The organism is Caballeronia calidae (assembly GCF_900044055.2).
Lineage (GTDB): Bacteria > Pseudomonadota > Gammaproteobacteria > Burkholderiales > Burkholderiaceae > Caballeronia > Caballeronia calidae.
In genome coordinates this window covers 1-13,884 of record NZ_FCOX02000010.1, presented here as the reverse complement: position 1 = coordinate 13,884, position 13,884 = coordinate 1, and the positions used below count along the sequence as shown (strand labels likewise).

General features: G+C 62.4%; 11 protein-coding genes. 5 read left to right on the top strand and 6 right to left on the bottom strand.

All coding sequences use genetic code 11. The features are described 5' to 3' along the window. The first annotated feature begins 471 nt into the window (after positions 1-471). Together AWB78_RS11915 and AWB78_RS11910 are read left to right on the top strand one after the other, a co-directional pair. Entirely contained in the window at positions 472-1,608 is a 1,137-nt protein-coding gene (locus AWB78_RS11915) for an extracellular solute-binding protein (RefSeq protein ID WP_082883294.1), read from the top strand. Then, the gene (locus AWB78_RS11910) at positions 1,605-3,377 is read left to right on the top strand and encodes a GGDEF domain-containing protein (protein ID WP_062604785.1); all 1,773 of its coding nucleotides are present in this window, start codon (positions 1,605-1,607) and stop codon (positions 3,375-3,377) included. The genes AWB78_RS11915 and AWB78_RS11910 overlap by 4 nt, the downstream gene beginning before the upstream one ends. A 115-nt stretch (positions 3,378-3,492) precedes the next feature. Here AWB78_RS11910 and AWB78_RS11905 read toward each other — a convergent pair whose 3' ends face one another. The 3 genes from AWB78_RS11905 to AWB78_RS11895 form a co-directional block, all read right to left on the bottom strand. Then, on the bottom strand, positions 3,493-5,235 hold the full coding sequence (locus AWB78_RS11905) for a tannase/feruloyl esterase family alpha/beta hydrolase (RefSeq protein ID WP_062604784.1): 1,743 nt from the start codon (positions 5,233-5,235) through the stop codon (positions 3,493-3,495). 538 nt (positions 5,236-5,773) lie between these two features. Further along, positions 5,774-6,658: a hypothetical protein gene (locus tag AWB78_RS11900; protein WP_062604783.1), complete on the bottom strand. Its 885-nt coding sequence runs from the start codon at positions 6,656-6,658 to the stop codon at positions 5,774-5,776. A 74-nt stretch (positions 6,659-6,732) separates the two neighbouring features. Further along, a complete protein-coding gene (locus AWB78_RS11895) occupies positions 6,733-7,218 on the bottom strand; it encodes a hypothetical protein (protein ID WP_062604782.1) in 486 nt (161 codons plus the stop codon). Positions 7,219-7,627: 409 nt separating this feature from the next. Between AWB78_RS11895 and AWB78_RS11890 the strand changes: the two genes are divergently transcribed. Together AWB78_RS11890 and AWB78_RS11885 are read left to right on the top strand one after the other, a co-directional pair. Next, positions 7,628-8,395, top strand: coding sequence for a C1 family peptidase (locus AWB78_RS11890; RefSeq protein WP_062604781.1), 768 nt, complete (start codon positions 7,628-7,630; stop codon positions 8,393-8,395). Between the two features lie 49 nt (positions 8,396-8,444). Next, positions 8,445-8,774: a protease inhibitor I42 family protein gene (locus tag AWB78_RS11885; RefSeq protein WP_082883293.1), complete on the top strand. Its 330-nt coding sequence runs from the start codon at positions 8,445-8,447 to the stop codon at positions 8,772-8,774. A gap of 86 nt (positions 8,775-8,860) precedes the next feature. On the opposite strand, the gene AWB78_RS11880 is transcribed toward AWB78_RS11885, so the two are convergent. Further along, positions 8,861-9,592 carry a helix-turn-helix transcriptional regulator gene (locus AWB78_RS11880; RefSeq protein ID WP_157697486.1) on the bottom strand — a complete coding sequence of 244 codons (732 nt, stop codon included), beginning with the start codon at positions 9,590-9,592 and terminating at the stop codon, positions 8,861-8,863. 579 nt (positions 9,593-10,171) lie between these two features. Continuing rightward, positions 10,172-11,032: an ATP-grasp fold amidoligase family protein gene (locus tag AWB78_RS11875; protein WP_062604778.1), complete on the bottom strand. Its 861-nt coding sequence runs from the start codon at positions 11,030-11,032 to the stop codon at positions 10,172-10,174. A 629-nt stretch (positions 11,033-11,661) separates the two neighbouring features. Here AWB78_RS11875 and AWB78_RS11870 point away from each other — a divergent pair. Then, the gene (locus tag AWB78_RS11870) at positions 11,662-12,858 is read left to right on the top strand and encodes a hypothetical protein (RefSeq protein ID WP_198399254.1); all 1,197 of its coding nucleotides are present in this window, start codon (positions 11,662-11,664) and stop codon (positions 12,856-12,858) included. Positions 12,859-13,054: 196 nt separating this feature from the next. Here the strand turns inward: AWB78_RS11870 and AWB78_RS11865 are convergent, their stop codons facing one another. Continuing rightward, a complete protein-coding gene (locus tag AWB78_RS11865) occupies positions 13,055-13,348 on the bottom strand; it encodes a GYD domain-containing protein (RefSeq protein ID WP_062604777.1) in 294 nt (97 codons plus the stop codon). Between the last annotated feature and the right edge of the window lie 536 nt (positions 13,349-13,884).

Below are 13,884 nucleotides of genomic sequence, written 5' to 3'. Positions count from 1 at the left end.
CCGTAAATTGCCGTCCACTGCGGGCTTTATCCAGTCTTCTTTGCAGACCCGCACGACGATCCCGGTCACGCGGCACCTCGAAACCGTTGCAGGTGTGACGCCGCTGACTCAACGGTCAATCTCCGAACACATACCGCAGGACCGCACGCGCATCGGGCAGCGCCGCGCGAACATGATCCTACGACGCTAAAGTTCGTCGGCGAGAAGCCGTAAACGAAATGGAGTCGCTTCAGGATTTCGGGCAGCGCCCCTATTCGCCCAGTCGGATCGAGCCAGACCGGGTGCCATGAACGACGCCTCCGGTCGTCGTTCGACGGTGCAGCCGCCTGGACATCGCCGACCGGCACCACGGCAGCGCAATCACGCGTCGAGCGCGCGACGAGCGGATCGGAGAGGAACAGCCACGTCAGCTCGTTCCATCCTGGAAAGCGTCTTTGTTGTTCTTACATGCGACGGAAAAAGGACGGACAAATGGGCCTCGGTCCCTCACCGCCCAATCGGATAAGCGACCTGCCCCTCTGGACAAGCGCGATTGCGAAGCGCGTATTTCGATGCGTCCGTTTTTCGTCTCGCGCGCCCGCCGCCGCGCTCGCTTTCTTCACACTCGCGTCGTGCGGCTTGCCGGCGTTCGCCCATGAAAACGTGCTGCGCGTGCTCGCGTGGCCCGGCTATGCCGACAGCGACGTCGTGAAGACGTTCGAGTCTCGCTTCAACGCGCGCGTCGAAGTGACCTTCGTGGACTCCGACGAAGCGTTATGGGACAAGATGCACGCAGGCGAAAGCCCGCAGTTCGACGTACTGGCGGCCAACACGGCGGAAATCCACCGCTATGCGCAGGGGAATCTGCTCACGCCGCTCGATCCGGGTGTGCTGCCCAACACGCAACGGCAATTGCCGCGCTTTCGCGAGGTCTCGTCGATCAACGGACTCACCGCGAACGGCAGGGTCTACGCGATCCCGTTCACGTATTCGTCGATGGGACTGATCTACGATCGCAAGCAGATTCCCATTGCGCCCCGCTCGATGAGGGAGCTGTGGAACCCGCGCTATCAGGGCAAGGTGCTCGACTTCAACAGCGCGCAGCATAACTTCTCGTTCGCGGCGCTGGCGCTCGGCTACCCGCATCCGTTCCAGCTCACCAACGCGCAGATGCGCAAGATCGCGCGAAAGCTGGTCGAATTGCGCCGTAACCTGCTCACCTATTACACCGTGCCCGAGGAAGCCACGGCGTACTTCATTCAGCACAAAGCCGCGCTCATGTTCGGCAATTACGGCACCCAGCAACTGGCCTTGCTGCGCAAGGCCGGTGCGGATGTGGGTTATGTCATTCCCGAAGAGGGTGCGCTCGCGTGGCTCGATTGCTGGGCCATGACGCGAGCGGCCACGAACCGGCCGCTCGCGCTCGCCTGGATCAACTACATGCTCGAACCCGACGTGAGCGCACTGCTCACGCAGCGACAGGGTCTCGCGAACACATTGATCCCGCCACCCGAATCGAGTGGCGATAGCGCTCATCTCGTCTGGATTCAGCCCGTGGAAAACATCGGGGAGCGCGAGTCGCTCTGGAGCCGGATCGTGTCCGGCGACCGGCCGGAGCGCTTTCCGTGATGCGGCCCGGGCTGACGGTGAAGTTGTCGTTGCTGCTTGCCTTGATCGGCGTGCTGGCGTCGGGCTCGACCGGCTACTACGCGTATCGCGCCAACCGCGCGATGCTGGTCGGCGAGGCGGGGCGCAATCTGCTCACTGCGACGGAGCTGCTCGGCCAGCGCTTCTCGGCTGCCATCGACGACATGGCCGCCGACGCGCTCGTGCTCGCCACCATGCCGTCGTCGGCGCTCATTGCGCAATCGAAGGACCTGAAAACGAACGCGGACCGGGCACGGCTCGCCCAGGTCTTCTCGAGCTTCATGCTCCATCATCCCGGCTATCTGCAGGCACGGCTCATTGCGCGCGATCGATTCGGGCTGGAAAGGATCCGCTTCGATCGCGACGGACACGGCATCGTCGAGGTCCAGGGTGGCGACCTGCAGGAAAAAGGCCAGTTCGCCTACGTGTTCGACACGCTGGCACTGGCGCCCGGCCACGTGTACATCGGGCCGATCACCATCAATCGCGAACGCGGCGCGCACTACGCCGAAGGCAAGCCGATCCTGCGCCTCGCCGCGCCCATCGCCACGCCGGCGGGCGGCGTCGTAGGCGTGGTGGTGCTCGACGTGGATCTCGCGGTCCTGCTCAAACTCCTGCGGACCGACCTGCCTCCCGACTATGACGTGTATCTCGCCAACGAATGGGGCGACTTCCTCGTTCATCCCGATCCCTCGCAGGCGTTCGGCTTCGACAAAGGGCGCCGCGTGTTCATGCAGGACAGCTTCGCCGCGACGAAGCCGCTCTTCGATCGCGCGAAAAACCGCGTGCTGATCAACGGGCTCACGAACCCGGAGCAGGCGCCCGACGAGGTGCTCGCCTTCGTGAGACGGCCGTTCGGCGCGTCCGCGGGCAATCGCTTCATCGTGCTCGGACTCGGCAAGCCGCTCTCCGACGTACTGGCCGGGGCGAATCTTCTCGGCGATCAGATCGTGCGCATGGTGCTGTTTTCGAGCGTGGCCGCGCTCCTGCTCGCCATCCTGTTTGCGCGCGCGCTGACGAGGCCGCTGCAGATACTCACCCATGCGGCCACGCATTTCTTTGCCGAAAGCGCGTCCGAAGCATTGCCGCTCAAACGCAACGATGAGATCGGCATGCTTGCGCGCTGCTTCGATCGCATGCGGCGCGAAATCAGGTCTCAGGTGGACGCGCTTCACGACAAGCAGCATCAGCTCGCGCATCTGGCCAATCACGACGTGCTCACGAGCCTGCCGAACCGCATGTTGTTCATGCAAAGGCTCGACGCGGCATTGCACGACGCGACCGCAAACGGCGAGCGTCTCGCCGTGCTGTTCGTCGATCTGGACCGCTTCAAGCAGATCAACGATCAGTTCGGTCATTCATTCGGCGACACCGTTCTCGTCGCCGTGGCGCACCGTCTGCAACACGTGCTTTCGAAAGGACATACGGTGGCGCGACTGGGCGGCGACGAGTTCGTCGTGCTGGTGGAAGGCGCGTATGTCTCCGACTCGGCGACCGATCTCGCGGCAAGGATCGTGCGCGCGCTCGATGACGATCTTCCCGTCGACGGGAAACAGGTGACCGTGGGCGCAAGCGTCGGCATCAGCGAGTTTCCGCAGGACGGCACCTCCGCCCGCGACCTGCTTCTGCATGCGGATGCCGCGATGTATGCCGCGAAGTCGAAAGGACGCGGCTTCTGGCAACGCTATTGCGAGTTGCCCGGAGAGCAGCGGGTCACGACCGCGAACGAGACGACTGCCGACGAAAGCTAGGCCCGTCGATGCCGTGCAGATACCGGCGCCGGCCAGTCCGCTCCGGCGACTCGTCCTGACGTCCCGTCCGTGCCGTGACCTCTGAAGGCCACGGCACGGACAACGCGCGCTCAACTCATTGCGCGGTACACGTAAAGCTCGACGCCGAATTCACGTCGCCCGAGCCGTTATAGCGCGGGAACGCGGGATACTCGCACAGCGGACGCGTGCGTCCCGGCACGCCTGTCGTATCCGCGACGGTCTGCGGCGGCGGCGCAACGCCCTTCTCGACCCAGTTCTCCAGCGCCGTCAGCGAGTCCCACGATGCATTGAAGATGCTGCTGGTCGAGTGCCCGTAACCGGGAATCTCGTAGTAACGCACGAAATTCCCGACGGTCGACGCGCCCATCGTCTGCCGCAGACGCATGTAGTACTGCTCGGTGGACTGCGTGCTCACCAGTGCATCGGCGGTGCCGTGCGCCATCAGAATCTTGCCGCCCTTCGCATTGAACGCGGACAGGTCCGTCTTGTTCACGTCCTGCTCGGCCGTCAGCGCGCTGATGCGCGCCTGATACGGACCGGGATTCTGCGGATCGACCGCGAGCGAGTTGACGTTCGGATCGCGCGCGACGAAGTAGCGTATCCACTGATCCCAGAACACGCTGAAGTACGGCGCGGTGGACGGCATCGGACTGGCAGGCTGCAGCAGATTCAGCGAAAGCGCGATCACCGTCGGTTGCACGAGCGACGCGTTCACGATGCCCAGATCCGCGCCCCATACGTTGAAGCCCGGATACTGCGTCTCGCCGCTGGCGAGCGCATAGCTGAACGTGATCGGCGTCGCATAGACCTTGAGCGCTGCGATCTGCGCATCGGACAGACACGTATCGCCCGTATCGGCGCCGTTCGCGCAACGCAACGGCGTGCCGTTGAGCCCGGCGGTCGCCGGATCGAAGCGCGCATTGCACGCCGCGACGTCGCTGATGAGGCCATCGGCGACACCGTCCAGTGTGTCGCATGCGGCGAGCGAAGCATCGAGCAGCAGCTTGCGCTTCGCCTGATTCGGATACGCGCCCGGCTGCGCGAGCGCGCGCGTGATGCGGCCGAACTGCAGATCCAGACTTGCCGCGTTCCAGGCCGGGTACAGCACGATGGAGCCGTCCCAGTCCTCGGGCCAGCGCTGCACGACAGCAAGCGCCTCGCGTCCGCCGGACGAGCCGCCCGCGAAGTACGCACGCGTCGGCTTGTCCACCGCGTAGCGTTTGTCGATCAGATACACCGCGGCGTCGCGCGTCTTCTTGAGCGCATCGCCGGAGAAGTTCGCGACGGCTTCGTCGTTGGGACCAAAGGAGCCGTCGCGGCTGCCGAGAGCGCCGGCCTGGTGACCGGAGTCGCTCCCGAATACCGCGTAGCCGCGCGCGAGCGGCGCGGGCTGCGTCGTCGGGCCGGCTGGCACGTTGCCCGTGACGACAGGCACGGTGCCGTCGTAGCCGCCGCCGCCGAGCATCATGACCTTGTTGTTCCACTGCGTCGGCATGGCGATCTGGAAGTTGATCTTCGGCGCGCTTTGATCGACCGGCGCGATCGAGCCGCTCACGAGACAGTATTCGGGCTTCGCGCTCACACCCGTGCCCGAGGCCGGAACCGTCGTGGCGGCCGTGACGGTCGCGCCTGTCGTCGGCAAGCCGATCGCATTCGCGGGCACGCTCATTCCCGCGAGTTGCGCGCAACTGAGCGCCGCGCGTGCGGGCGGGCCGTTATTGTCGTCGTCTCCTCCCCCGTTACACGCGACGAGTGCGAGTGCTGCGAACGGCGCTGCGGCGACTGCCGCCCCGTTGACGAACCTGACGAACCGAGGGCCGCGGAATGCTTCGGGCATTTCTCTTCTCCTGGCAATGTGGAACGTTGTCTGATCGACCTTCACGCCGCACGTGGCGTCGTCGACGCGAGCGTGGGCGTAACGCATCGTTGTGGGCGCTTAAGTAAAAGTCAATCGGGACGTGTACGGCTCAGGCGATGGCGGCGACGCAGCCCGTAAAGACTTACCGGATCGGCGAATGGGAGCGCAGGAAAAGCGGTTTTTATTGCCGCGCGCACATCCGCGACGTGACCGTGAACACGGCGAAGCCGAGCGCAGGCATGGGGCATTCGCCTCGGACGAGGTGCATGCGTCGCTCCGAAGACGTCGTGTCGTTGGAATCGGCGTCACGCCTTGCAGCGTTGCTCAGGCATTCTGCAAGGAGCGCATTCAGCGCCGGCGAGTATCGAGGACTCGAATGACATCGATCGCATATCGGCTCGACTGGGAACGATCGGGGCAATACCGATCGGGGACCCTCCCCTGAGCGGAAGAGCAAAAAGCGAAAGCGATGCGCGCTACTGAATCGCAAGCGATTCGCACATTGCGCACGCGGCGCTCATATGCGATCCGGAAACCGCGCGGCGAGCGCACTCCTGAAACGCGCGCCGATCTTCGCGAAGCCCGCGCCGGTGGGATGCAGCTCGTTGGCCCAATCCCCCGGCGCGAGCGTGCCCTGCGTTTCGACCAGCACCATGTCGTGGACGGGGTCGCTGGCGAGCCGCAGCAGCATCGCGTGGAAGCGGACGAGAATCGTCTTCACGATCAGGCTGCCGGGCGCGAAGTCCGGCCAGCCACGATCGACGAGCGAAGGACGCAGCCACGGCCCGGCGAGACGGCAGGCCGAGATGCCGGTGGGAAGCGCAAAGTCGTAGCCGTGCACGAAGATCGGCGCATGAGGCGCGAACTCGTCGCGAATGCGGATCAGATCGAGATAGGCGCTCTCGACCACGCCGAAGATATAGCCGAGGCGCTGGACGTTGATGCCCCGCGCGGGATCGCTGCGGGCGGCGCTCGCATCGTTGAGCCAGAAGCGGAACTGGTCGCCGACCACGTCGTTGCCGCCGCCGGAAAAGAGGATTGCGTCGACGGGTCCGTTGGCCGGATCCTGCAACTGCGCGATGAGGCGGTTGCGCTGGGTCACGCCGAGGAGCGTCGTGGTCGCGTCGCCGTAATGCGCGAGCTTGAGGATCAGCGGAGCGGGTGTGCCGGTGGTCCTCAGCGCCTCCAGCACATCCGAGGCGTGAACCGGGTTCGGCAGCGGATAGTCGAACCAGGAGTCGCCGTCGCCGAGCAGGATGAGCGGCCTGGGCCCGCCGGCCTGCCGGGCTTGCAGCGCCTTCGCCTGCAGCACGGCATGCTGGTGCGCCTTGATGCGCGCCTTCAAATCCTGCTGGATCTGCTCCTGCCAGCGCTCGTAGAGGTTGTTCGCCGGACCGGCCATGGCGTCTCCGTTCCCCTGCGGGGAGTGCGACGAACCATTGTACTTGCGTGGACGCGGGATCGAACGCGCGCGCGTCAGTGATGCGGCCAGAGATAGCAATACTTCTGGCTCAGTTCCAGATTCTCTCCGACGCGGCCGTCCGCGCTCACTTTCTTGATCCAGCCATCAGGGTCCGACTTCGTCGGCGTATCGCCGCAATTGTTGTGTACCCAGTGAATGCCGCCCGGAAACGGTGCGCCGCACAGTTCCAGCGTGTCGCCCACCTTGATCGTGTTCAGCGGTGCGGGAACGCCCTTCTTGTTCTTCTGATAGCCCGACGCGAAGACGTTGTCGATCGCGACATCGTATGTCTTGTTGTCACTGCCTTTCAGGTTCAGATGCGTGTGCGAAAGCTCGACGCCCTTTCGAAACATGCCGCTCTTGAACTTGGGCGGTGACACGACCTGACCGGTCAGCATCGAGCCGCCCGCGGCTTTGCAGTCAGCCGCGTCGTCGGCGAATGTGCTGGTGGAAAGCGTAACGAAGAGCACCGCAGCACTCAACAATGCGAAAGGCTTCATTTCCCTTCTCCCTTGCTCCGATGTTCGTGACCAGCTTCTCCTGTCGGGCGAATTCAAGGTGCAGCACCACTTGCTTCAGCGACGCACGCATCTCAGCCCCGTTCAAGCGCAGTGTAGATGAGACTCTTGGACGCCCGTTATAACGATCGTGCTGCTTGTCAGGACGATTTTGCTTTCGAGATAAGCGAGTGCACCAGATCCGCCGCTTGACTCGATCCCGGCATATCGACGATCACGCCATCAAAACGCTTACAGCACGATCCTCCTAGCGCGCCAGCAATATCGTCCTAACGCCGCATACCGCGGTCGCCCTATGCTTGGCCGTGCAGCCGTCCGACGATCGCGATGAACGTCGCATTCGGAAACGTCGACGCGCGCGCGAGCGAGACCTCGAACCATGGAGATTGACATGCCATACACGACCAAGCGTTACGGATGGGTACGCGATCTGCCCGATCACCGGGACCACCTTTATGCCGCACCCGTCATGCGGCTCGCGGCGTTGCCCGCCAGCGCGGATCTGTCCTCGCAATGTCCGCCGATCTATGACCAGGGCAGCCTCGGCAGCTGCACGGCCAACGGTATCGCCGCGGCGTTGCAGTTCGATCGGATGAAGCAGAATCTGCAGCCGGCGTTCAATCCATCTCGGCTCTTCATCTACTACAACGAGCGCGTCATCGAGCACACGGTCGAATCGGACAGCGGCGCAATGATCCGCGACGGATTCAAGTCCGTCGCGAAGCAAGGCGATTGCCCTGAAACCAGCTGGCCCTACGACATCAGTCAGTTCAGGGATAAGCCGCCGAAGAAGTGCTACACGGAAGCGCTGAAATACAAGGTCGTCCAGTACTCGCGGCTGGTGCAGAACCTCAACCAGATGAAGGGATGTCTCGCCGACGGCTTTCCGTTCGTCTTCGGGTTCAGCGTCTACGAGAGCTTCGAGAGCGCCGAAGTCGCGCAGACCGGCACCGTTCCGATGCCGGGTTCCCGGGAACAACTGCTCGGAGGTCATTGCGTGGTCGCGGTGGGTTATGACGATGCCCGGCAGCGCTTTCTCATCCGCAATTCGTGGGGCGATGCATGGGGCATGAAGGGCTACTGCACGATGCCTTATGCTTATCTCACGGATACGGACCTGTCGTCCGATTTCTGGACGATGCGCCTCATCGCGGCCTGAGCCCCACGACCGCGTATAACAAGGTTCGCGAGCCAAAGCGGGAGCGCCCATGCGAAGCATGACCGTCAGGCAAGCGGATTCGGGCGGCGCGGTCGCGCTCGAGCTCGACGACGAACTCATCGTCGAGCTCGGCGAAACGCCGGCCACCGGTTTTCGCTGGAGCCTCGCGCAGGATGCCGCCAGCGTGCTGACGTCGCGCGGGTCCACCTTCACCGCATCCAAAGCCCAGCCGGGTGCGGGCGGCATCGCAATATGGCGCTTCGTTGCGAGCGGTCGAGGCAGTGCGCGGCTCGTGCTGAAGTGCGTTCGGGCATGGGAAAAAGAGGTCTCGGCCTGCGCGACGTTCCAGCTCGATGTCAGTGTCTCGCCTCGGGCGTGAGCGCATGTATGCGCGCGCAAGTGCAACACCTGGCCGGCAGGGCCGGCCTTGTCCGCGACATCGCCTCACGGCGCGGCGATGCGTCGTCACGCAGCCATGGGCGATGTCTGTTGCGTCATTGCACCGGCTTGAAATTCGCTCGGACACATTCCGAACTCGCGCCTGAACGAGCGCGTGAAGTATGAGAGATCGTTGAAGCCGACTTCATACGCCACTTCCTTGACGAGCATATCGGGCAAGCAAAGCCGCTCACGCGCACGCTCCATGCGAAAGCGAAGCAGGTATCGTCCGAAGCTCACGTGATGCTCATTTCTGAAGGTTCTGCAAAACTGCGACGGGCTTAGCCGGCATTGCGCGGCGACCTCGCTGATCAGTATCCTGTCCGCATAATGGCTCGCCACGTACGAGAGTGCGGACGATGTACGCATCGCGTCCTGACGCGACCCGGTTCTTTCCACTCGCGCGGGCGGGGCCTGCAGCAATGCGCGTCGCTGAAGCCTCGACGTCAACGCGTCGATCGTTCTGCACAAATCCGATGCGCTCACCGGCTTGATCATCACATCCCACACATGCAGGCGCACCGCCCACAGTGCAACGACAAACGAGCATTGCCCCGCGACGATGAGCGTGGGCAGATCGGGATAGACTTCCCGCACGCGCGTGAGCATTTCGATGCTCTTCGGATCGGCGTCGCTGCCTTCCTCGAGTTCCACGCAGATAAAAGGCGGCGTGTGAAGGCCGATAGTCCTCGTAATATGCTGCGGCTCGCGCACCGTCCTGAATTCGAATACGCCGGATATCGAATGCGCAACGGACAAGGATGGCTCTTTAGTGAGGTCTATCCAGACAAAAGCGCATTGGTCCAACACATGTTTCTGCTGCTGCACTTGCCCCATGATCGCTGCTGCCTCCGTGATCACCGGTTATCTACTTCAGATTCCGCCATTCCAATCGTGCCGATGCGCGCACTGGCATTCATCTCCGACGAAGGGAACGCACCTCTCATGCTCGCAAAAAGGAAATCGAGAATAGTGAGGCGGCAGGCAGTACAGCTTGTAGTTGATGTCGCCCGATACGCGAAGGATCGGAGCACTGCCTGACCCGTACTTTGGACGATCGGCGCGTGCCTTGGAACCCGCGCTTGGCAGGACGGCGATCCCCACTTACGCGGGACTCCGACCATTGGATGGCGACCAGCGGAAAAGCGATTGAAAACCGGTCGACCGTGGTGGTCGCGCAGAGGCGCGTCACAAATGATAAGACGATCGGAGTCGCGGAAATTGAAGTTTTCGGAGGGTCGCGCTGTTCATTCGATCGAGGGCGCGGTTGCCCGCGAACGCATCGCGGACACCTTGGTCACGAGCGCTTGCAGGCTTTTCGACACCCTCTTGCCGCGCTTACATGAGACTTCCCCACTCATAGTCCACACGATCCGGCTTCAGAGGAAACATTCCAGCCCCGGGCGTGAACGTCAGTTCGCCGAAGTATATGGTTCCATCCATGTCGTATAGGTCGACGCGTACAAACTCGAAATCGCTCGCCAGCGCTCGCGCAACCGACAGCAGCGCGTCGAGGTTGTCCGGGCGCGGATCGGGAGTCGTGCTGCGTGCGTAGCGCCCCATCGAAACGTCGAGCATGTTCCAGTTCGCGTCATAGATGTCGCCGCGCGTATGTTCTCCGAACCGGTCTGTGATGACGAGGATGAAGATCGAGGGATCGCCCGATCGCTTGTTGAAAACATGGATCTTCAGATCGGGCGGGATCTTTCCGTCTTGCGCGACAAGAAGCTTCTCGAAGAAGATACGTCGTTCGATCGTGCGGTAATGCCGCTCGCGCCCGATCGTATAGAAGTCGGTCGATAACCAGCGTCGAGCTAGCGCATCGAGCTCTTCGAACGAGGTATCCCTTTTGTCTTTGACGACATGAACGAAGCCGCTGCCGTGGTTCGCCTTCATGACGAAGGCCGGCGGAAGGGCTTCGAAAACGCGCTCTGTGAAGTCCGACGGCTCGGCGACGAGCGGCACGAGATACTCGCTGCCGATCTTCCCGGCGATGTAATCACGCACCTTCAACTTGTCGCTGAGATCGCCATAGCGGGGATCGGGGTCGAGGCAGCGTCGAATGATCTTTTCATTGAATGTCGTCGGATGGCGCAGCTTCGGAAATCGTCCGATGGTGCGTCGATGACGGAAACTGAAAAACAGGTTGTCGGGCAACCAATCCCTTACGCTTTGGATCAGCGTCGTTGAAAGAGTCATTCGTTTGCTCCACTATCGGCAGATCAGGACGTGATGCATGCTGTACGATTTTGATATCGTTACATCATAACGGTTCCGCTGTATTCAGTTGTTCAATAAAGCATCGGGCGTCACTGCGAGCACCTTTTACAGAGAGGACTCCGCATTCTCCATGGTCGTGCTGATTCGCACATCGATCACACATTGAATTGTCGATCGAATATTCAGTGTGACGTATGTGCGCAATCGCACACTGCCAAGATTTCCTCTGCGAAACACGACTCATACGATAGTTCTACTTGCGGTAGATAATCATCGACGCTACATTTCCCCAGACCGGCGAAGAGGCCCAGCCGGATCTCTCTTTCGATGACTCACGAAAACTCATCGGCACGCGCCTGACCGGAAGGCATTCGGTCATTCAATCAATGTCGCGCTCATAAGCGACAGCACTTGCTTCAATCGTGCCGGGATCGCCTTTGCGCTAGCGCTTCCTCGCATCGACCGTCGCTTTCGCGACGCTTCGGATGCCGGATGTGACCCGGGCACATATCGTGCTATCGCACGTGGCGCGCGACGCGTTCAGATTTTTTCAGACGAACAGGCGGAGTCCATACATGCTCAAAGAGACACAGAGACACACTCGCTGGATGACCGCCGCAGTCTCGGCGGCAGCAGTCCTATTGGTTGCCGCGTGCGGCGGCGGATCGGGCAGCGATTCGAGTTCGCCTGCAGCGAGCGCCACGCCCGCATCGGGCGCCACACCCGCATCGGGCGCAAGCACACCCGCCGCGACCACCAACACCACGCCAACGCTCGCAGCAGCGACAGCCGTCGTGGACGGCACGACGCTCGGCACGGCGCAATGGAGCGATGGCTCGACGTCCACCGGCGGCACTGGCCAGGCGGTCGGCAACCTCAAATGCACGGTCGCTGGCAGCAAGTACAGCTATGCACATTTGTCGGTGTATCAGAATGGCAAGCAGCTTGCGTTGCCAACGAACATCGGCAGCGTGGCACCGACCATGGCACTGCAGACGGGCTGCGTCTATCCGGTCCACACTGTCGATGCGTCGGGCAAGATCCGCATGGACGTGACGTCGAACGCGTCGTACACGCTCGGCCAGTTCTTCGCCGTGTGGGGGCAGCCACTCAGCCCGACCAACGTGGCGGGCCTCACGGGAACCGTGACCGCGTGGGTGAATACCGGCGGCACGCTCACCAAGTACACCGGCGATCTCGCGAGCCTCGTGCTGCCGCAGCATGGCGAAGTGACGCTCGTGGTCGGAACGCCGCCGGCCCAGATCGCGACATACGCGTGGACCGACCCGCCGCCCTTTACATCGACGGTTACTACGCTTAGCTTCGGCGGCGTCGTCGGTACACCGTTCTTTGCGAACGGCAACACGCCGAGCGGCGGTACCGGATCGCCGGTGGACGGTCTGGTTTGCGCAGCGGGCATGGCTGAGACGTTCCATGTGCACGCGCATGTCGCGATCTTCAAGGACGGTCAATGGCTCGCGTTCCCGTCGAACGTCGGCATCTTGCCTCAATGCAACTACGAGATGCATACGCACGACAACACCGGCATCATCCATATCGAAACGCCGAATGTGAAACCGTTCACGCTCGGTCAGGTCTTCGATGTCTGGGGTCAGCCGCTCTCGAGCACGAATGTCGCGGGTATCACGGGCAACGTGGTGGTCTATATCAACGATAACGGCGATGTCCGGCGGTACACGGGCGACCCGCGCAACATCCCGCTGACTTCGCTGCGGGACGTCACGTTCCAGATCGGTACGCCGCTTACGACGCTTCCGACCTATTCGTGGTACGAGCCGAAGTGAGAGATTGGACGCCGCGGTGCGAACCGCGGCGTTCGCTCTTTCTCACCGGCGACTCGAGGCCGGGTTAGTCCGGCGGGCGCCCTCGAGGCGCCCGTATGCCCTTCGAGCGGACGAGCGACGGCGCTGCAAGGCACGTAGGCAGTAGCGCGAGCCTTGCCCGCTCGGGCCGCTTCTGGCCAGCGTTCGCAACGCGCGCCTACTTCAATCCGCCGACGATACGCTCCATCTCTTCTTCACCGAACGCGCGCATCGTCGTCGTGCGGACATTACCGAGCGCGGCGGCCGCAAGGCCGAGGCGGGTTGCGGTTTCGTCGTCGGGCGAATCGATCGAGACGACCAGGTCGTATCCGCCGAGCGTCCAATACATCGCGCCGACCGTCACGCCCATCGCCTTGCCGGTTTCGCGGAATGCGCGCGCCCGGTTGATCGTATCCTTCGCGGTTCGCACGCCCTGATCCGTCCAGTTGAGCAGCATGATGTAAGTGGCCATGTTGTCCTCCTCAAGCAAAATTGAGGGACGACGCGCGCACCGCGACGGCGTCCACTACGAGACGTGCGTGCGACACGACGCGCACCGTTTTCTATGCGTGCATAAAGAGGCAAAGAGAAAAGAAGACAAGGCGGCATTTGCGCAGAGGGATCAGCGCTTACGAGAAGGCAGGCCGCAGATTGATATCGCCCGGTTTCACGCTGCCCGCCCGATCGATTGATCTGCGAGCGGTGAGCACAGTCGGGCTGACCGCCTGAAAAGTATAGTCGACACTACGCGTCGGAAAGCGCAGATTGCGTATGCGCATATCCGAAGGGATCGCCCGCCGATGTACGGTTGAGTGGTCGACAGAATTCGCACATTCGGAGAAGGAGCAGTGTCTATGTATGCACTCTCGCTTCGAGACTGCATGCCCCAACGCAAAAACCCCACCTTTTCGGGGTGGGGTTTTTGTTTTCAGCATGAGGAGCCTGACGATTACCTACTTTCACACGGGTGATCCGCACTATCATCGGCGTGGAGTCGTTTCACGGTCC

Bases quoted from the DNA above. Each gene is read 5' to 3' on its own strand.
- AWB78_RS11915 (WP_082883294.1), top strand. From the start codon at position 472: ATGGGCCTCGGTCCCTCACCGCCCAATCGGATAAGCGACCTGCCCCTC.
- AWB78_RS11905 (WP_062604784.1), bottom strand. From the start codon at position 5,235: ATGCCCGAAGCATTCCGCGGCCCTCGGTTCGTCAGGTTCGTCAACGGG.
- AWB78_RS11900 (WP_062604783.1), bottom strand. From the start codon at position 6,658: ATGGCCGGTCCGGCGAACAACCTCTACGAGCGCTGGCAGGAGCAGATC.
- AWB78_RS11895 (WP_062604782.1), bottom strand. From the start codon at position 7,218: ATGAAGCCTTTCGCATTGTTGAGTGCTGCGGTGCTCTTCGTTACGCTT.
- AWB78_RS11890 (WP_062604781.1), top strand. From the start codon at position 7,628: ATGCCATACACGACCAAGCGTTACGGATGGGTACGCGATCTGCCCGAT.
- AWB78_RS11885 (WP_082883293.1), top strand. From the start codon at position 8,445: ATGCGAAGCATGACCGTCAGGCAAGCGGATTCGGGCGGCGCGGTCGCG.
- AWB78_RS11875 (WP_062604778.1), bottom strand. From the start codon at position 11,032: ATGACTCTTTCAACGACGCTGATCCAAAGCGTAAGGGATTGGTTGCCC.
- AWB78_RS11870 (WP_198399254.1), top strand. From the start codon at position 11,662: ATGACCGCCGCAGTCTCGGCGGCAGCAGTCCTATTGGTTGCCGCGTGC.
- AWB78_RS11865 (WP_062604777.1), bottom strand. From the start codon at position 13,348: ATGGCCACTTACATCATGCTGCTCAACTGGACGGATCAGGGCGTGCGA.